The sequence below is a fragment of the Streptomyces sp. ATLC9 genome (assembly GCF_057196705.1).
In genome coordinates this window covers 1-18,196 of the sequence record NZ_JBXUOY010000010.1, presented here as the reverse complement: position 1 = coordinate 18,196, position 18,196 = coordinate 1, and the positions used below count along the sequence as shown (strand labels likewise).

Below are 18,196 nucleotides of genomic sequence, written 5' to 3'. Positions count from 1 at the left end.
CCTCACCGGACTGCCCCCGCCGTGCGGAGGAGGGCGTGGAAGTGCGACGAGGGGTCGGCGGCGAGGACGGCCCGCTCCCCCTCCTCGACGACCTCGCCGTCCTCCAGTACCAGGATCCGGTCGGCGTTGCGCAGCAGGTGCGGGCGGTGCTCGACCACGACGGCGGTCCTGCCGTCGAGAAGCCGCTCCAGCGCGGGCAACAGAAGCCGCTCGCTGTAGGGGTCCAGCCGGGCCGTCGGCTCGTCCATCAGGACCAGTCCCGGATCGCGCAGGAACACCCTGGCCAGCGCGAGCTGCTGCTCCTCGCCCGCGGACATGCCGCGGGCGCCGGCGCCGAGCAGCGTGTCCAGACCGTCGGGCAGGGCGCGCAGCCAGGGGCCGAGCCCCGCATCACCCAGCGCGGCGTACAGCCGGTCGTCGGGAACGGCACGGTCGAAGAAGGTGAGGTTGTCGCGCAGTGCGGCGTGGAAGACGTGCGCCTCCTGCGTGACCAGCGCGAACCGGTCGCGCAGCGCTCGGGGGTCGAGTTCCGCCACGTCCACGCCTCCGGCCGACACCGTGCCCGCCACCGGCCGGTGGATCCCGAACAGCAGTCGTACCACGGTTGACTTGCCGCTTCCGGTGCGCCCCACGACACCGAGGCGTTCACCGGGGCGCAGAGTGAAGGAGACGTCCCGCAGCACCGGCTCGCCGGGCTCGTAGGAGAAGGAGACCCGGTCGAAGCGGACGCCGGGCCGCCCGGTCGGCAGGGTCCGGTCCCCCCTGCGGGACGCCGTCTCGTGGCCCAGCAGGTCCCTCAGCCGCTGGACGCTCGCGGCGGCGTCCTCCAGGTCGCGGAAGCGGGTGGTGACCGCGAGCAGGGGACGGCGCAGCAGCATGGCGTAGGACAGGGAGGCGAAGGCCGTCCCGGTGGAAAGCTGACCACGGGAGTGCAGCCAGGCGCTGACCGCCAGTGCGAGGACGACGCTGGCGGCGGACAGGCCCTGCACGGTGGCGGGCCAGCGGGCCGACACGCGCGCGGCCTTGTGGGCCTTGCGGTACAGGTCGTCCTGGCGCCGGCCGAGTTCCCGCAGCGTGTACCGCGAGGCCCCGTTGGCGCGCAGGTCCTCCGCCGCCGCGAGGCGCTCCTCAAGGAAGCCCTGGAGGTCCGCCGCCACCCGCTGCCGTGCGGTGACGAAGGGCATGGCGCGGCCCACCAGGGTCCGCAGCAACAAGAGGGTGCCGGCCGCGAACGGGGCGAAGACCAGGGCGAGCCGCCACTCCAGCCGGAACAGGGCGACGAGGATGCCGAGGATCAGCAGCGCCTGCGCCAGCAGTTCCAGCAGCAGCGCCGACATCACCGCGGCGAGCCGGGTGACGTCGCCGTCCATCCGTTCGACGAGTTCGCCGGGGGGATGCCTGCGGTAGAAGCCCGGCGGCCGGCTCAGGCAGTGCGCGACCAGGTCCGCACGGAGCCGGTCGGTGCTGCGCCAGGCCACCCGAGAGGACAGCGCCTCGGTACCCGTGGTGACCAGGAGCGCGCCCAGGGCTGCGGTCAGGGACCAGGTGGCGAGGTCCGTCAGCGCGTCGCCGGAGTCGCCCGAGAGCGTCCCGTCTATGAACTCGCGCAGCAGGTAGGGCGCCGCGAGCTGGAGAGCGATCCCGGAGGGGACCAGCAGAGCGAGCAGCGTCATGGCGGTCCGTTCGCCGCGCAGGTAGCGGACAAGCATGGAAAGGTGCCGTAACGGACTGCCTGCCAACGTGTCCCTCCCCCATTCGCCCGGCGGCGAACGGCCAGCATAAAGTCCGTACGCCTCCTTGTGAATGACACGGGAATGCCGACTGCACCCCTCTCGGGCAGAGGCTGGAGCATGCTATTGCTCGTGATTGACCCGTGCTGTTAGACTCCCCAGGTCTCTTGGTCCGGACATGTGTTCCTCGACACCGAAAAGCCTGGTCAGCCGCACTCCTCACCACCGCGCAGTGCCACGGGCGTCCGAGCGGTCGGGCCGGTCGATCCGGAGGCAGACGCGCGCGTACGTGCACCGAATGCACCGCCCAAGCACCGCCTTGACCAGCCACATGTGAGCGAAACAAGGGGGATTCGTGTCGAGCGACACACGCGGAACGAACCCAGCAGGCGACAGCGTTCTGGTCACCGGTGCGGCCGGTTTCATCGGGTCCCATCTCGTGACGGAATTGAGAAGTTCCGGAAGAAATGTCGTGGCACTGGATCGCAAGCCTTTTCCGGACGACTTGGAGAGGCCGTCACCAAGCATTTCCGGATCACTCCGGACGATACGCGGAGATCTGAACTCGCTCCACCTGGCGGACTACCTGGAGAACACCTCGACGGTATTCCACCTGGCCGCATTACCCGGGGTCCGCCCGTCGTGGACCCAATTCCCCGAGTACCTCCAGTGCAACGTACTGGCGACCCAGCGCCTGCTGGAGGCCTGCGTCCAGGCCGGAGTGGAACGCGTGGTGGTCGCCTCGTCGTCCAGCGTGTACGGGGGCGCGGACGGCACGATGAGCGAGGACGACCTGCCCCGTCCGCTCTCCCCCTACGGGGTCACCAAGCTCGCCGCGGAGCGGCTGGCCCTGGCCTTCGCCGCCAGAGACGACACCGAACTGTCGGTCGGCGCTCTGCGGTTCTTCACCGTCTACGGTCCCGGACAACGCCCGGACATGTTCATCTCTCGCCTGATCCGGTCGACGCTGCGCAACGAGCCCGTCGAGATCTACGGCGACGGAACCCAGCTCCGTGACTTCACCCACGTGTCCGACGTGGTGCGCGCACTGGTGCTGGCCGCAGCGGTCCGGGACCGGGGCAGCACGGTCTTGAACATCGGTACGGGGAGCGCCGTCTCGGTCAACGAAGTGGTCTCCCTGACCGCCGAGTTGACCGAGGCGCGCCCATGCACCTCGTACGGTGCGGCCCGCATCGGCGATGTCCGCTCGACCACCGCCGACGTCCGGCGGGCGGCCGTCGTCCTGGGCTTCACGGCCCGGACGAGGCTGCGCGAGGGGCTCGCCACCCAGATCGAGTCGACCCGGCGGTCACTGGCCCGCGAAGCGCAGGGCACCGTCGCGGCCGGCGGTTCCACGGCGCCCGCGACGCGGCTGTAGCCGGCATGTGCGGATTCGTCGGATTCAGCGACGCGGGCGCCGTGCGGGAGGACACCCGGGCCACGGTCGAGCACATGCTCGCCGCCGTGGCGCACCGGGGCCCCGACGGCTCGGGCCGACTGCACCACCAGGGTGTCACCCTCGCGCACTGCGCCCTGACCTTCACCGATCCGGACCACGGCGCGCAGCCGTTCGTCTCCGCGTCGGGAGCGACCGCCGTGGTATTCAACGGCGAGATCTACAACCACGCCGAACTGCGGGCCGAGCTGCGGGCCGCCGGTGTCGCGCTGCGCACCGGCAGCGACACCGAGGTCCTGGTGGAGCTGTACGAGTTACGGGGAACGCGGATGCTCGACCGGCTGCGGGGCATGTTCGCCTTCGCCCTGCACGACGCCCGTACCGGCACCACCGTGCTGGCCCGCGACCCGATGGGCAAGAAGCCCCTCTACTACACCCGCGTGCCGGACGGCATCGCCTTCGCCTCCGAACTCACCGCCCTCCTGCGGCACCCCGCCGCCCCGCGCGCCCTCGACCCCGGGGCGCTCGCCGACTACCTGGTGTTCCAGGCGTTCTGCGCCCCCGCCTCGGCCGTGCGGGGAGTGAGCAAGGTACGCCCCGGAGGCTGCGTCACCCACGAGCGCGGGGAGTTACGGGAGACCGAGTTCTGGCGGCCCCGTCTCGCCCCCCGCACCGGGGCGCGCCGGGGCGGCCCCGGACTGCGGGAGGCCGAGCGGCGGTTCGAGGAGCTGTTCCGGGCAGCCGTCGCCCGGCGTGTCACCAGCACCGGCCGCCGCCTCGGCGTGCTGCTCAGCGGCGGACTGGACTCCAGCGCGGTGGCCGCGGTGGCCCAGCAGCTCCGGCCGGGGCAGCCGGTGCCCACCTTCAGTGCCGGGTTCGTGGACCCGGACTTCGACGAGAGCGACCACGCTCTGGCGGTGGCACGTCATCTCGGCACCGAGCACCATGTGGTGCGGATCGGCGGCCCGGACCTGGCGGGCGTGGTGGAGTCCGAACTGGCCCACGCGGACGAGCCGTTGGCCGATCCCTCACTGCTGCCGACGCGCCTGGTCTGCCGGGCGGCCCGCGCGCACGTGCGGGGCGCCCTCACCGGTGACGGCGCGGACGAGCTGCTTCTGGGGTACCGCTACTTCCAGGCCGAACGGGCGATCGAGCTACTGCTGCGCGTCATGCCGGCTCCCCGGCTGGAGGCTCTCGCCCGGCAGCTCGCGCGTCGGCTGCCGGCCCGTTCCGGCAACCTTCCCGTGGCGGCGGCCCTCGGTCTGCTGGCCAGAGGGCTGCGCGCCTCGCCGGAGCACCGCTTCTACCTCTCGACGGCGCCCTTCACCCCGGACGAGCTGCCGGGGGTGCTCACCCCCGAGGCCGGGGCCGGGCTGACCGGGCACGATCCGTTCGCCGAGGTCTCGCGCCTCCTCCGGGACCAGCCCGGCCTCTCCCCGGTCCAGCGCAGCCAGCTCGCCGTGACGGCTCACTTCCTGCGGGACGTGATCCTCACCAAGACGGACCGGGGCGGCATGCGCAGCGCCCTCGAACTACGGTCGCCCTTCCTCGACCTGGATCTGGTCGAGTACGGCAACTCCCTGCCCACCGGCCTGAAACTGCACCGGTTCACCGGCAAGTACCTGCTGCGGCGGGTCGCCGCCGGCTGGCTCCCCCCCACCGTCGTCCACAGGACCAAGCTGGGCTTCCGCGCGCCGACGGCCGCTCTGCTCCGCGGGGAGCTGCGACCCCTGCTCCTGGACACCCTCTCCACGGCGTCACTGCGCCGCGGCGGTCTGTTCGACACCGGGGCGGTGCGCCTGCTGGTCGACGACCACCTCGGCGGCCGGCGGGACACGTCCCGCAAGCTGTGGGCCCTCCTGGTCTACCAGCTCTGGGCCGAGAGCCTGACGGCCCGGCCCCGCGTCTGCGAGTCCCCCGCGTACCCGGCCCTCCCCTAGGAGAACCATGGCTGCTCCCGACCGACCGCTCGTCCACGTGCTCTCTCCCCGGACCTGGGGTGAGTTCGGCAACTACCTGGCTGCGACGCGTTTCTCCCGCGCCCTGCGGAGCGCGGTCGACGCGGAGGTGACCCTCCTGGAGGCGGAGCCGATCCTGCCGTGGGTCGGTGAGGCCGGGGCGGAGATCCGCGCCATCTCCCTGGACAGTCCTGACGCGGTCGTCCGCAACCAGCGTTACATGGCTCTCATGGACCGTCTCCAGGCGCGGTTTCCGGAAGGGTTCGAGGCCGGCCCCACGACCGCCCAGCGAGCCGACCTGGAGCCCCTCACCCGGCATCTGCGCCGGACCGCACCGGACATGATGGTCGGCACCAAGGGGTTCGTGGCGAGGCTGTGCGTGGCCGCCGTCCGGCTGGCCGGGACGTCCACCCGGGTGGTCAGCCATGTGACCAACCCCGGGCTGCTGCACCTGCCGTTGCACCGCAGCCGGTACCCGGACCTGACGCTGGTCGGCTTCCCCCGGGCGAAGGAGCACCTGCTCGCCACGGCCGGCGGCGACCCGGATCGCGTGCGGGTGGTGGGGCCGCTGGTCGCGCAGCACGACCTGCGGGACTTCATGACCGGCGAGTCGGCCGCCCCCGGCGCGGGTCCCTGGGGCGACGGCCCGGGCCCGGAGCGGCCCCGGGTGATCGTCTTCTCCAACCGGGGCGGGGACACGTACCCGGAGCTGGTGCGGCGCCTCGCCGACCGGCATCCCGGGATCGACCTCGTCTTCGTCGGCTACGGCGATCCCGAACTGGCCCGTCGCACCGCGGCGGTCGGGCGGCCCCACTGGCGGTTCCACAGCGTGCTCGGCCAGAACGAGTACTTCGACTACATCCGTCGTGCCTCCCGGTCCAGGTACGGACTCCTCATCTCGAAGGCCGGCCCCAACACCACCCTTGAGGCGGCCTACTTCGGCATACCGGTGCTGATGCTCGAATCGGGGCTGCCCATGGAGCAGTGGGTGCCGGGACTCATCGACGAGGAAGGGCTGGGCCGCGCCTGTGCCACACCCGAGGAGCTCTTCGACACGGCGGACGACTGGCTGTCCCGTCCATCGGTGATCGAGGGGCACAAGAAGGCCGCGCTCTCCTTCGCCGACTCCGTGCTGGACCAGGACGCGGTGACGGACCGGATCGGAGCCGCCCTCCGGCCTCTGCTGGACGCCCGGTGACCCTCCGCCGCGAAGCCGCGCCCGCCCCCCGCCTCCTCCTGGCCGCGGGGGCCGGCGGGGTGCGCGCGGAGGGCGACGAGGAGGTGCGTCTCGGGCACCCCCTCACCGGCGACCACCTGGACCCGGGCCCGCCGGCCGAAGGCATCTTCGCCGGGTGGCGCTGGGACGGCGAACGCCTGGTGGCCCGCAACGACCGTTATGGCGTCTGCCCCCTGTTCTACCGGTCCGGCGGCACCTCGCTCGCCCTCTCCCCCGACCCGCTGGCGCTGCTGCCGGACGACGGGCCCGCCGAGCTGGACCACGACGCGCTGGCGGTCTTCCTCCGGCTGGGGTTCTTCCTCGCCGAGGACACCGCCTTCGCCGGGGTCCGCGCGCTGCCCCCGGCGGCCACGCTCACCTGGGACACCGGCGGGACGCGGCTTCGGTCCGGGGGGATGCCGTGCCCGGGGTCCGCCGAGATGACCGAGGAGCAGGCGGTCGACGGCTTCATCGACCTGTTCCGCGCCTCGGTGGGGGGGGGGGGGGGGGGGGGCGGGGGCGGGGGGGGGGGGCGGCGGCCCCGCCCGCCCCCCCCCCTCCCGTGCGTCCGGCCCCCGTGTGTCCGGCCTGCCCGGGGCAGGCGCCCCCGGGGCCGCCTCACACACCCCGGCTGACGGAACTCATGTTGAAGTCCGGCACACGCAGGGCGGGCATCGCCGCCCGTGTGAACCAGTCCGACCACTCACGCGGCAGGGTGCGCTCGGTCCGCCCCGCCCCGGTGGCCCTGGACAGCAGGTCGACCGGCGACTCGTTGAAGCGGAAGTTGTTCACCGCGCCCGTGACCTCGCCGTTCTCCACCAGGTAGACGCCGTCGCGGGTCAGCCCGGTCAGCAGCAGCGTCGCCGGATCCACCTCGCGGATGTACCACAGACAGGTCAGCAGCAGCGCCGGGCCGCCGTGTCCGGAGCCGGCGACCATCTCCTCCAGCGACGCGGTGCCGCCCGCGTCCAGGACCAGGTTGTCGATCCCGGGGGCCACCGGCAGACCCGTCAGCTCCGCCGAGTGCCGGGTGGTCAGCAGGTGGCGCAGCTCTCCGTCGCGCACCCAGTCGGTGGCCCGCAGCGGCAGGCCGTTGTCGAAGACCGAGGCCTCGTCGCCGGAGGAGTGCGCGATCACGAACGGCGACGCCTCCAGACCGGGGGCGCCCGGATCGCTGTAGAGCCTCAGCGGCAGCTCCGACAGCCGCTCGCCCACCCGGGTGCCGCCGCCGGGCCTGCTGAACACGGTGCGTCCCTCGGCGGCGTCGCGCCCCGCCGATGACCACATCTGGTAGATCAGCAGGTCCGCCACGGCACTGGGCGGCAGCAGCGTCTCGTACCGTCCGGCCTCCAGCTCCACCTGCCGCCCGGCCCATTCCAGCCGCCGGGCCAGCTCGGCGTCCAGCGCGAGGGGGTCGACATCGGCGAAGTCGCGGGTCGCCCGCCCCGCCCACGCCGAGCGGGCGCGGTCGGGGGACTTGGCGTTGACCTCCAGGGTGCCGGTGGGCTGGTCGTGCCGCAGCCGCAGCCCGGTGGAGGTCCCCAGGTAGGTGGAGACCACCTGGTGGTGGGCGAAGCCGTACAGCTCCCGGCCCTCGGAGCGGGCCCGCGCGAAGGACTCGCCCAGCGCCGGGGCGAAGGAGTCGAACACCGACGAGGACGTCTCGTCCGGGGCCTCGGTGAAGCCGGCGGAGACGGGCACGCCCTCCACCAGCGGCCGGGCGTCCTCGGCCGGGCCCGCCGTACGCGCGGCCTCCTCCGCGGCACGCACCAGCGGCTCGATGTCGTCGTCGGAGACGGCCGAGCGGGAGACCACCCCCGACGCCGTCCCCTCGGAGCCGTCGACGGTCGCGACGACGGTGAGGGTACGGCCGCGGGTGACCCCGTTGGTGGTCAGCGTGTTGCCCGCCCACCGCAGATTGGCGGTGGACTCCTCGTCGGCGATGACCACGCAGCCGTCGGCCCGCGACAGCGCCAGGGCGCGCTCGACGAGCTCGTGGGGGGCGGGGGGCTTCGTCATCGGCCGGCCTCCTGGGCGGTGTTGAGGATGTTGACGCCGCGGAAGAGCGCGGAGGGGCAGCCGTGCGAGACGGAGGCGACCTGGCCCGGCTGGGCCTTGCCGCAGTTGAACGCACCGCCGAGCACGTACGTCCGCGGCCCGCCCACGGCCTCCATCGAGCCCCAGAAGTCGGTGGTGGTGGCCTGGTAGGCCACGTCGCGCAGCTGCCCGGCGAGCCGTCCGTTCTCGATCCGGAAGAAACGCTGTCCGGTGAACTGGAAGTTGTGGCGCTGCATGTCGATCGACCAGGACCGGTCGCCCACCACGTAGATCCCCCGCTCCACCCGGGAGATCAGCTCCTCGGTGGACGGCCCGTCCGGATCGGGCCGGAGCGAGACGTTCGCCATGCGCTGCACGGGGACGCTGGAGGGGGAGTCGGCGTAGGCGCAGCCGTTGGAGCGGCCCAGCCCGGTCAGTCTCGCCATCCGCCGGTCGAGCTGGTAGCCCACCAGGACCCCGTCCCTGACCAGGTCCCAGGACTGCGCCTCGACGCCCTCGTCGTCGTAGCCGATGGTGGCCAGCCCGTGCTCGGCGGTGCGGTCGCCGGTGACGTTCATCACCGGCGAGCCGTACTTCAGGGTGCCGAGCCCGTCGGGCGTGGCGAAGGAGGTGCCCGCGTACGCCGCCTCGTATCCCAGCGCCCGGTCCAGTTCGGTGGCGTGGCCGATCGACTCGTGGATCGTCAGCCACAGGTTGGAGGGGTCGACCACCAGATCGTAGGAGCCCGCCTCCACACCGGGCGAGCGCATCTTCTCGGCCAGCAGTTCCGGGATGCGTGCCAGCTCCCCGTCCCAGTCCCAGCCGGTCCCGGTCATGTACTCCCAGCCCCGGCCGACGGGCGGGGCCAGGGTCCGCATCGAGTCGAAGTCGCCGGAGTCGGCCACGGACACGGCCGTCAGTTCCGGGTGCAGGCGGACGCGCTGCTGGGTGGTGACGGTGCCGGCGGTGTCCGCGTAGAACTTGTTCTCCTGCACGGTCAGCAGTGAGGCGTCCACGTGGGAGACGCCGTCCGCCCCGAGCAGGCGGTCGCTCCACCGGGCCAGCACGGCGGTCTTCTCCGCGTCCGGCACGTCGAACGGGTTGGTCTCGTAGGAGGAGACCCAGGTTCGCTCGCCGTGCACCGGTTCGTCCGCCAGCTCGACCCGTCCGCCCATCGCCCACCGGTCTCCGGCGGAGGCGCTCCGCGCGGCCGCACCCTCTCCGGCGGCCTCGGCGACCCTCGCCGACAGCTTCGCCATCTCCACGGCCCGGCCCGCCACCTTCGCGGCGGCGTCCATCGTCGGATCCACCCCCGAGGCGAAACCCCACGCGCCGCCGTGCACCACACGCACCGCGTATCCGGCGTCGGTGATGTCCGACGACCCGGCCGGCTTCGCGTCGCGCAGCCGCCAGGAGGCGCTGCGGTTCCGCTCGAAACGGAAGTCGGCGTGCTCGGCTCCCAGGGCCCGGGCCCGCGCGAGCGCCGCGTCGGCGAGCGCGCGCAGCGGCAGCGCCAGGAAGGACTCATCGATCTCGTGCGCCACGGACGCTCCTCCTTGTCGGTGCATGACCGCAGTGAACCACGCCCCGCCGGCCGGCCGGTGACGGCCGGGGCCCGGAACCGGCCTACCCTGACCGGCACGGGGGCAGGGGGACGGAGATGGAAACGACGGGGGAGGGACACATGGAGGACGGGAACGAGAGCCGGCCGGGCTTCCCGTGGGTGTGGCTGCTGCCGCAGCTCGCGCTGCTGGCGGGGCTGACGGTCTGGGGCGCCGCGGTGTACCCCGGCCTGCCGGAGAAGGTGCCGCAGCACATCGGCCCCGGCGGGGTCGACGCCTGGGCGGACAAGTCCGTCGGCGCGGTCTTCCTCCCCGTCCTGATATACGCCGGGACCGTCACGCTGATGGCCGCCACCGCGGCGGCGGCGCTGCGGATGCGCACCGAGGACGAACTCGCCCCCGGCGAGCGGACCTCCTCCCTGATCAACCGCCCCGCCACCCGGGCCTCGGCGCTGCGGACGGCCAGGGCCACCCTCCTGCTCGGCTTCTGCATCGGCCTGTCGATCGCGGTGACGTGTGCGGTGATGTGGCGCACCGATCCGGGTCCGCAGGTGTCCGCCTGGCTGTTCGCCGCGGTACTCGCCCCGTTGGCGCTCGGTCTGGTGCCCGTGCTCGCCGCGGCCCTGCGGGACCGCCGCGAGAGCCGGCGGTGATCCGGCCGCCGGTGTGTCCGCGCGGCGTACCGGGGTACTCGCGGCCGAGGCCGGCCCGCGGGCCGGCCCACCGGAGAGGGAACCGCTGGAAGGAGCGTGCCGTGAGCGACTACTCAGGGCCCTACGACGGCAGGCAGCACGACCCGTCCGAGATGAGGACCGGCGCGGACGAGGGGGGGAGCGAGGGGAAGAAGGAGCGGCGCCCCGAAGGGGAGGAGCGGTCCGCGCGGACCGGACGTGAACGCCCCGGGGAGGAGGGCGAGGAGGCCGGGGAGGGGGACCGCGGCCCGGGCACCGGACCCGCCGTCACCGGCCCGCCGCCGGTCCCGGAGGGGTGATCCGGCTGGTCCGGGGCGGACGCCCCGCTCACCGGCCCCGGTGGAGCCGGTCCGTCTCACCGTCCTTCCGTGCCGTCCGGCTGCCCGGCGGGGGTCTTGAACCCCGAGGTGTCCAGATCGCGGCCGAAGGGCCCGGGGATGCGCGGCGGCTCGCCGAAGGGCGTGGTCAGCCGCGAGTCGTAACCCCGCCCGGACGGGTACCGGAACACCGTGGCGGCCTGCTCCTCCATGTCCGGCGGAGTGCGGTACAGCGCCCGGAAGCGGGCGGTGCCGGAGGGAACGTCTGTGGCCGCCGGTCGGTCGAGCATCACTGTCATGACGCGCCTCCTCGCGCTCTTGCACCATGCGCGGCCCGGGTAGTGGAACGAAACGCTGTGTGGTCATCTGATTCCCGTACAGTCGCTCCCTGTGCGGACTCCGTGGCCCGATGTGCGCCCCGGCCCGGGACGGCTTTCTGTAGGAATCCCACAGGAGCCCGGCAGAGCCCCTGTCGGGGCCCGTTCCCCGGCGCGCGGGGCCGGACGATAGTTTCTTGCGGAGTACCTGCTCCCTACGGAAGAGGGTGTTCCCTTGAGTCGCTCGGTTCTCGTCACCGGAGGCAACCGCGGCATCGGCCTGGCCATCGCCCGGGCGTTCGCCGACTCGGGCGACAAGGTCGCCGTCACCTACCGGTCGGGTGAGCCGCCGGAGGGTTTCTGCGCCGTCAAGTGCGACATCAACGACGCCGAGCAGGTGGAGCAGGCCTACAAGGAGATCGAGGAGAGGCAGGGTCCGGTCGAGGTGCTGGTCGCCAACGCCGGCGTCACCCGGGACCAGTTGCTCCTGCGGATGTCCGAGGAGGACTTCACGTCCGTGGTGGAGACCAACCTCACCGGCACCTTCCGGGCCGTCAAGCGCGCCTGCCGGGGCATGCTCCGTGCCCGCAGGGGCCGCATCGTGCTGATCTCCTCCGTCGTCGGCCTGCTGGGCTCGGCGGGGCAGGCCAACTACGCCGCCTCCAAGGCCGGTCTGGTCGGCTTCGCCCGCTCGGTGGCCCGGGAGCTGGGCTCCCGCAACATCACCTGCAACGTGGTCGCGCCGGGCTTCGTGGACACCGACATGACGCGTGCGCTCACCGACGAGCAGCGCGCGAAGATCGTCGGACAGGTCCCGCTGGGCCGCTACGCCCAGCCCGAGGAGGTCGCCTCCTCGGTGCGCTTCCTGGCCTCGGAGGAGGCCGCGTACATCACCGGAGCCGTCATTCCCGTGGACGGCGGATTGGGCATGGGTCACTGAACGTCATGAGCGGACTTCTCGCCGGAAAGCGCATCCTCGTCACCGGGGTGCTCACCGATTCCTCGATCGCCTTCCACGTCGCCCGGCTGGCGCAGGAAGAGGGCGCCGAGGTCGTCCTCACCGGTTTCGGACGGCTGACACTGGTGCAGCGCATCGCCAAGCGGCTTCCCAAGGAGGCCCCGGTGATCGAGCTGGACGTGCAGAACAGCGAGCACCTGGAGGCCCTGGCCGGCAGGGTCGCCGAGCACCTCGGCGAGGGTGTCGGGCTGGACGGTGTCGTGCACTCCATCGGCTTCGCACCGCAGGACGCACTCGGCGGCAACTTCCTCAACACCGGCTGGGAGTCGGTCGCCACGGCCGTCGAGGTCTCGGCGTACTCCCTGAAGTCGCTGACCATGGCCCTGCTGCCGCTGCTCGAGAAGCGCGGCGGCTCGGTCGTCGGAATGGACTTCGACGCGCAGGTGGCCTGGCCCAAGTACGACTGGATGGGCGTGGCCAAGGCCGCGCTGGAGTCCACCTCCCGCTACCTCGCCCGCGACCTGGGCCACAAGGACATCCGCTGCAACCTGGTGTCGGCCGGGCCCATCAAGTCCATGGCCGCCAAGTCCATCCCGGGTTTCGAGGAGCTGGCGGACGTGTGGAAGACCCGCGCCCCGATCGGCTGGGACCTCACCGATCCCGAGCCCGCCGCGCGCGGCGTGGTCGCCCTGCTCTCGGACTGGTTCCCGAAGACGACCGGCGAGATCGTGCACGTGGACGGCGGTGTCCACATGATGGGCGCGTAGCGCGCCCGCGATCGCGCGACCGGAGGCGGCCCCGGCGCGTGCCGCGGCAGACGTGCCGCGGCACGTCCTTCGCGGACGGCTGTCCGGAGGGAGGGGTCAGCCGCGGGAGCCGGGGCCGCGGCAGGCCCGGGCGTACGAGCCCGCCTCCCGCGCGGCCGTCTCCGCGTCGCGGTCGGCGATGGCGTCCACCAGCCGCCCGTGGTCCAGATACTCCTCCGACCTCAGCTCCTCGCCCACATCGTTGCGGAGGAAGGCCCGCAGGACGGTGCCGAGGTCCGCGTAGAGCGCGGTCAGCACCTCGTTGTGGGACGCCCTGACGATCGCCAGGTGCAGCGTGACGTCGGCCTCCACGAAGCGCTCCACCTCGCCCGTCTCCCAGGCCGCCTCGCGGCGGCGGAGCAGCGCCCGCAGCTGGCGCAGGTCCTGCTCGGTACGGCGGTGCGCGGCCAGCCGGGCCGCCTCGGCCTCCAGCGCCGAACGCAGCTCGGCCACGTCGCGCGAGTCGGCGTCCGCGAAACGGCGGTGCATCACCCCGGCGAGTTCGCTGGTGGCCACCACGTAGGTGCCCGAGCCCTGCCGGATGTCCAGCAGTCCGTTGTGGGCGAGCGCCCGCACGGCCTCGCGTACGGTGTTGCGAGCCACGCCGAGCTGTTCGACCAGCTCGGGCTCGGTCGGGATGCGGGATCCCACCGGCCACTCTCCTGAGGTGATCTGGTCGCGCAGGGCGTCGATGACCTGGTCGGCCAGGGCTGAGCGGCGGGGTGAGGTCAGGGGCATGGCACTTCCCGGATCGGCGGGGCGGTGAGTACGGCGGGCGAGCGGCGAGGCGCACCAGGTGGCCTTAATTCATCCGATGATTCTATGATGCATGTCATGGCTGAGGATCCCGCGATCACCGACCACCGCGCCGAAGGAGGGAACCCGGACAGCGTAGGCACCCGCACCGCCCCGGGCGCTCCCTCCGACGCTTCCCCGGGCGCCTCCCCGTGGGCACGGAGGCTGCTGGTCGCGGGCATCGTCCTCGCGGCCCTCAATCTGCGCCCCGCCATCACCGCACTGGGCCCGCTCCTGGAGGAGGTCCGCGAAGCGCTGGCGATGAACGGCACCGTCGCCGGGCTGCTGACCTCCGCGCCCGCCCTCTGCTTCGCCGTCTTCGGTGGCGCCGCACCCCGGCTGGCCCGCCGCTGGGGCCCGGCCGCCGTGGTCCTCGCCGGGATGGCCGCCGTCACCGCCGGACTGGCGCTGCGTCCCCTCACCGGCGCGACGGCCTGGTTCCTGGCCTCCAGCGCCCTGGCGCTGGCGGGCATCGCGGTCGGCAACGTCCTGATGCCCGTGGTCGTCAAGCGCTGGTTCCCCGACCGGATCGGCCCGATGACCGGCCTGTACTCCATGTCGCTCTCCGTGGGCACCGCCGCGGCCGCCGCCCTCACCGTCCCGGCGGTCCGGACGCTGGGCGGCGACTGGCGCCTGGGGCTCGGGATGTGGGCACTGCCCGGCGCCCTCGCCCTGCTGGTGTGGGCACCGGTCGTACGCGGTGCCCGCGCCCGTGCCACCGGGACCGCCGGCGCCGGGACCGCCGCGGAGGGACCCGGCGCCGAAATCCGGATCACCCGTTCCGGCACCGCCTGGTCGCTCGGCGTCTTCTTCGGCTTCCAGGCCACCGCCGCCTACGTCGTCATGGGCTGGCTGCCGCAGATCTTCCGCGACGCCGGGGTCCCCGCCTCCACGGCCGGCCTGCTGCTGGCGGTCACCATGGGAATGAGCATCCCCCTGTCCTACGTGCTGCCGCGGATCGCCGCCCGGCTCGGCCACCAGGGTCCCCTCGTCGCCGTCCTGGCCTGCTGCGGACTGGGCGGATACGCCGGGCTGTGGCTCGCTCCCGCGCAGGGGGCCTGGGCCTGGGCACTGCTGCTGGGCGTCTCCAACTGCGCCTTCCCCCTCGTCCTCACGATGATCGGGATGCGGGCGCGGACCGGCGCCGGGGTCGCCAAACTCTCCGCCTTCGCCCAGGGCACCGGCTACCTGATCGCCGTTCCCGGGCCGCTGCTGGTCGGAGCCCTCCACCAGCACACCGGGGGCTGGCACGCACCCCTGGCTCTGATGGCCGCCCTGATGACCGCCCAGCTCGCGGTGGGCCTGGTGGCGGGCCGGGACCGATGCGTCGAGGACGGCGGCTGAGTGCGACACTGGGCCCATGCCAGTGCTCGAACCCAATCCGCCCAATGGCCAGAAGAAGCTGCTCCTCGTCCTCGGCGCGATGCTCGGCGTCACGGTCGTGATCGGCGTGCTCGCCTCCGTCATCGCCCCGTAGCCGTACCGGCCCGCCCCGGCCGCACGGCGCCACCGCCGGGACCACCGCCCGGCGGGGCGCGGCGGTGCCGTGGTGGGGCCCGCCCCGCCATCCCCTAGGGGGCCGGCCTCAGGGGGCAATGGGTGGACCACCGGATGGAGCGGCCGCCCCGCGGTCCGTAGCGTCGTGGCACACCGCCAAGACGCCACGGAAGACGACGGAGGCGAGCCCGATGACGGCCCACGCACCCACCCGGCACACCCCCCGGCCGACGGCCGGCGGCGCGGACGCACGGCTGCCGTGGTGGGCCGCGGCGCTGCCCGTGATCGCCTTCGCGGTGCTGCTGTCGCTGCTCGCGGGCGCCGGCGAGGCCGAGGCCGCCGACGCCGAGTCCCGGCGGTACCTCGCGGACCTGCTGGGCCGGCTCCGGGAACTGCTGTCCCGCTGACCGGCCGCCTCCGCCCACGAGGTCACCCGGTCGGGGAGGGTCCTCAACTCCCCGCGCCACACGCCGCCGTTCGTGCGAAGCTGGAGGCATGAGCGCCGATGTGTCACGCAGGATCGTCATCCTCCGACATGCCAAAGCCGACTGGCCCGACGACGTGGCCGACCACGACAGGCCCCTGGCGGAACGGGGACGCAGGGACGCACCGGCCGCCGGCCGCTGGCTCGCCGCCAGCGGCATCGTCCCCGATCTCACCCTCTGCTCCACCGCCGCCCGCACCCGCGAGACCTGGAAACTGGTCGTCCACGAACTGCCGCAGCGGCCGAGGACGGTCTTCGAGGAGCGGCTCTACGAGGCCTCGCTCGGCGAACTGATCGCGGTGGTCAACGAGGTGCCGGACGACATCGTGGACCTCATGCTCGTCGGCCACAACCCCGGCATGCACGCCATGGCCGACGCGCTCGCCGGAGAGGCCGAGGAGGACGCCAGGAGCCGGCTCGCCCGCATCGGCTTCCCCACCTCCGCCGCGGTCGTGCTCTCCTTCACCGGTTCCTGGAAGTCCGTGGAACTCGGAACCAGCCGCCTCGAGGCGCACTGGGCACCGCACGACTGACGGCACGACTGACGCCGCACGGGCCGACCCGGCCGGTGCCGGCCCGTACGGGCGGGCGGTCTCAGAGCGCGGTGTCGGCCGCCTCGACCTCCTCGCGCGTGACGCCCAGCAGGTACAGCACGGTGTCCAGGAACGGCACGTTCACCGCGGCGTGCGCGGCCTCCTGAACCACCGGCTTGGCGTTGAAGGCGACACCGAGCCCCGCGGTGTTGAGCATGTCCAGGTCGTTGGCGCCGTCGCCGATCGCCACGGTCTGGGCCAGCGGCACCCCGGCCTCCGCCGCGAAGCGGCGCAGCAGCCGGGCCTTGCCCGCCCTGTCGACGACCTCCCCGACGACCCTGCCGGTCAGCTTCCCGTCCACGACCTCCAGGGTGTTGGCCGAGGCGAAGTCCAGCCCCAGCCGTTCCCGCAGATCGTCGGTGACCTGGGTGAAACCGCCCGACACCACGCCCACCTGGTAGCCCAGGCGCTTGAGCGTGCGGATGAGTGTGCGCGCCCCCGGCGTGAGCCGGACCTCGGCGCGGACCTTGTCGACGACCGACTCGTCCAGTCCCTCCAGCAGTGCCACCCGGGCGTGCAGAGACTGCTCGAAGTCCAGCTCGCCGCGCATCGCGGCGGCGGTCACCTCGGCGACCCTCTCCTCGCAGCCGGCGTGCGCCGCGAACAGTTCGATCACCTCGTCCTGGATGAGCGTGGAGTCCACGTCCATCACCACCAGGCGCTGCGCCCGGCGGTGCAGCCCGGCGGCGACGACGGCGACGTCCACGCCCAGGGCCGCCGCCTTGGGGGCCAGGGCGGTGCGCAGCTCCTCCGTGCCGGTGCCGGACACGGCGAACTCCACCGCCGTGACCGGGTACTTCGCCAACCGGAAGATCCGGTCGATGTTGCCGCCGACACCGGTTATCCGGGCGGCGATGGCAGCCGTGGCCTCGGCGGTCAGCGGATGGCCGAGCACGGTGACGTGGGAGCGGCCGGTACCGCGCGGCCGGTTGTCGCCCCGGCCGGAGATGATCTCCGCCTGGAGCCGCATCGACTCCGCCCAGGAGTGCACGGTCGCCCGCAGCCCCCCCTCGGCGCCGTTCCCGCCCGGCGTGGTGACCAGGGCGCACAGGGTGATGCGGCCGCGGGTGACGACCTGCTCGATGTCTATGACATCCAGGGAGTGGGCGGCCAGCGTCTCGAAGAGACCTGCGGTGATGCCCGGCCGGTCCCTGCCGAAGATCTTCACCAGGAGGGTGGGGGTGTCGGCGTCCGCTCCGGTCGCGGCGGCGGGGACGGGCGGCGGGGTCTGCGAAGCGCTCATGATGGTCCCTACGGTATCGAGCACCAGGGCGGTTCCGTACGCACGTCCGTACCCCGGACAGCCCAGGTCAGGCACCGCCGACGGCGGCGCGCCGGACCGTAGGGGTTCGGCAGCCATCCGCCGAGGGCGACTTCATATCCGGCCGCCGGGCCTGGAATAGTTCCTCCACGATCGTTCGCCATCCCTAGCCCCCTCGTCACAGGGGGTAGCTCGGGGGGACAACTTTGTGGGGCATGGAGTGCCGGAACTCGTACTGGAACTGAACGGACGGACCTGGACGCTCGACCTGTCCAGGCCGTACACCCTCGGACGTGATCCGCAGGGTGACATCGTGGTCGACGACGCCAGGGTCTCCTGGCGGCACGCCACACTGCGCTGGGGCGGCGGTAACTGGCTCGTCGAGGACCACGGCAGCACCAACGGCACGTACGCGCAGGGCCGGCGCGTCCAGCGACTGGAGGTCGGCGCGGGTTCGGTGGTGCACCTCGGCAACGCCGCCGACGGGCCCCGGCTGGCCTTCTCCGGCCGGACCGCGGCGGCTCCCGCGCCCGCGCAGGCCGCTCCCGCCCACTGGCCGGCGGCGCAGCCGCAGGGC

At 73.0% G+C, this 18,196-nt stretch carries 19 protein-coding genes; 13 read left to right on the top strand and 6 right to left on the bottom strand.

All coding sequences use genetic code 11. The annotated features are described in order from the left end of the window. Window positions 1-2: 2 nt before the first annotated feature. The gene (locus AC2CJA_RS02280; protein WP_484600943.1) at window positions 3-1,709 is read right to left on the bottom strand and encodes an ABC transporter ATP-binding protein; all 1,707 of its coding nucleotides are present in this window, start codon (window positions 1,707-1,709) and stop codon (window positions 3-5) included. A gap of 376 nt (window positions 1,710-2,085) precedes the next feature. Here AC2CJA_RS02280 and AC2CJA_RS02275 point away from each other — a divergent pair, with 376 nt between their 5' ends. The 4 genes from AC2CJA_RS02275 to AC2CJA_RS02260 are packed head-to-tail and all read left to right on the top strand — an operon-like array spanning window position 2,086 to window position 6,935. Continuing rightward, window positions 2,086-3,108: an NAD-dependent epimerase/dehydratase family protein gene (locus tag AC2CJA_RS02275; RefSeq protein ID WP_484600942.1), complete on the top strand. Its 1,023-nt coding sequence runs from the start codon at window positions 2,086-2,088 to the stop codon at window positions 3,106-3,108. A gap of 5 nt (window positions 3,109-3,113) precedes the next feature. Continuing rightward, window positions 3,114-5,066, top strand: coding sequence for an asparagine synthase (glutamine-hydrolyzing) (gene asnB, locus AC2CJA_RS02270; protein ID WP_484600941.1), 1,953 nt, complete (start codon window positions 3,114-3,116; stop codon window positions 5,064-5,066). A 7-nt stretch (window positions 5,067-5,073) separates the two neighbouring features. Further along, complete coding sequence (locus AC2CJA_RS02265; protein ID WP_484600940.1) at window positions 5,074-6,282, top strand: glycosyltransferase family protein; 1,209 nt, start codon at window positions 5,074-5,076, stop codon at window positions 6,280-6,282. Then, complete coding sequence (locus AC2CJA_RS02260) at window positions 6,279-6,935, top strand: hypothetical protein (protein ID WP_484600939.1); 657 nt, start codon at window positions 6,279-6,281, stop codon at window positions 6,933-6,935. The genes AC2CJA_RS02265 and AC2CJA_RS02260 overlap by 4 nt, the downstream gene beginning before the upstream one ends. Here the strand turns inward: AC2CJA_RS02260 and AC2CJA_RS02255 are convergent. Both AC2CJA_RS02255 and AC2CJA_RS02250 read right to left on the bottom strand, forming a co-directional pair. Further along, window positions 6,919-8,319 (bottom strand): metallopeptidase TldD-related protein, encoded by a 1,401-nt coding sequence (locus AC2CJA_RS02255; protein WP_484600938.1) that lies wholly within the window; start codon window positions 8,317-8,319, stop codon window positions 6,919-6,921. The genes AC2CJA_RS02260 and AC2CJA_RS02255 overlap by 17 nt on opposite strands. Beyond that, window positions 8,316-9,881: a TldD/PmbA family protein gene (locus AC2CJA_RS02250; protein WP_484600937.1), complete on the bottom strand. Its 1,566-nt coding sequence runs from the start codon at window positions 9,879-9,881 to the stop codon at window positions 8,316-8,318. Before AC2CJA_RS02250 ends, AC2CJA_RS02255 begins: the two co-directional genes overlap by 4 nt. A 140-nt stretch (window positions 9,882-10,021) precedes the next feature. On the opposite strand from AC2CJA_RS02250, the gene AC2CJA_RS02245 reads away from it, so the two are divergent. Together AC2CJA_RS02245 and AC2CJA_RS02240 are read left to right on the top strand one after the other, a co-directional pair. Further along, a complete protein-coding gene (locus AC2CJA_RS02245) occupies window positions 10,022-10,552 on the top strand; it encodes a DUF1648 domain-containing protein (RefSeq protein ID WP_484600936.1) in 531 nt (176 codons plus the stop codon). A 101-nt stretch (window positions 10,553-10,653) separates the two neighbouring features. Beyond that, the gene (locus tag AC2CJA_RS02240) at window positions 10,654-10,890 is read left to right on the top strand and encodes a hypothetical protein (RefSeq protein ID WP_484600935.1); all 237 of its coding nucleotides are present in this window, start codon (window positions 10,654-10,656) and stop codon (window positions 10,888-10,890) included. Window positions 10,891-10,946: 56 nt separating this feature from the next. Here the strand turns inward: AC2CJA_RS02240 and AC2CJA_RS02235 are convergent, their stop codons facing one another. Then, entirely contained in the window at window positions 10,947-11,207 is a 261-nt protein-coding gene (locus tag AC2CJA_RS02235) for a hypothetical protein (RefSeq protein WP_484600934.1), read from the bottom strand. 253 nt (window positions 11,208-11,460) lie between these two features. Between AC2CJA_RS02235 and fabG the strand changes: the two genes are divergently transcribed. Next, complete coding sequence (gene fabG, locus AC2CJA_RS02230) at window positions 11,461-12,165, top strand: 3-oxoacyl-[acyl-carrier-protein] reductase (RefSeq protein WP_484600933.1); 705 nt, start codon at window positions 11,461-11,463, stop codon at window positions 12,163-12,165. Between the two features lie 5 nt (window positions 12,166-12,170). Next, complete coding sequence (fabI, locus tag AC2CJA_RS02225; protein ID WP_484600932.1) at window positions 12,171-12,950, top strand: enoyl-ACP reductase FabI; 780 nt, start codon at window positions 12,171-12,173, stop codon at window positions 12,948-12,950. 96 nt (window positions 12,951-13,046) lie between these two features. Here the strand turns inward: fabI and AC2CJA_RS02220 are convergent, their stop codons facing one another. Then, window positions 13,047-13,727, bottom strand: a complete 681-nt coding sequence (locus tag AC2CJA_RS02220) for a FadR/GntR family transcriptional regulator (RefSeq protein ID WP_484600931.1) — start codon at window positions 13,725-13,727, stop codon at window positions 13,047-13,049. A gap of 96 nt (window positions 13,728-13,823) precedes the next feature. Between AC2CJA_RS02220 and AC2CJA_RS02215 the strand changes: the two genes are divergently transcribed. From AC2CJA_RS02215 to AC2CJA_RS02200, 4 genes are all read left to right on the top strand, one after another. Beyond that, on the top strand, window positions 13,824-15,128 hold the full coding sequence (locus tag AC2CJA_RS02215; protein ID WP_484600930.1) for a CynX/NimT family MFS transporter: 1,305 nt from the start codon (window positions 13,824-13,826) through the stop codon (window positions 15,126-15,128). A 16-nt stretch (window positions 15,129-15,144) separates the two neighbouring features. Further along, window positions 15,145-15,261, top strand: a complete 117-nt coding sequence (locus AC2CJA_RS02210) for an SGM_5486 family transporter-associated protein (RefSeq protein WP_093848199.1) — start codon at window positions 15,145-15,147, stop codon at window positions 15,259-15,261. Between the two features lie 211 nt (window positions 15,262-15,472). Further along, window positions 15,473-15,688, top strand: a complete 216-nt coding sequence (locus AC2CJA_RS02205; protein WP_484600929.1) for a hypothetical protein — start codon at window positions 15,473-15,475, stop codon at window positions 15,686-15,688. A gap of 88 nt (window positions 15,689-15,776) precedes the next feature. Then, entirely contained in the window at window positions 15,777-16,298 is a 522-nt protein-coding gene (locus tag AC2CJA_RS02200; protein ID WP_484600928.1) for a SixA phosphatase family protein, read from the top strand. 61 nt (window positions 16,299-16,359) lie between these two features. Here the strand turns inward: AC2CJA_RS02200 and serB are convergent, their stop codons facing one another. Further along, window positions 16,360-17,601: a phosphoserine phosphatase SerB gene (serB, locus tag AC2CJA_RS02195; protein ID WP_484600927.1), complete on the bottom strand. Its 1,242-nt coding sequence runs from the start codon at window positions 17,599-17,601 to the stop codon at window positions 16,360-16,362. Window positions 17,602-17,827: 226 nt separating this feature from the next. On the opposite strand from serB, the gene AC2CJA_RS02190 reads away from it, so the two are divergent. Further along, window positions 17,828-18,196: FHA domain-containing protein (locus tag AC2CJA_RS02190; protein ID WP_484600926.1), on the top strand; the 369-nt coding region annotated here is incomplete at its 3' end.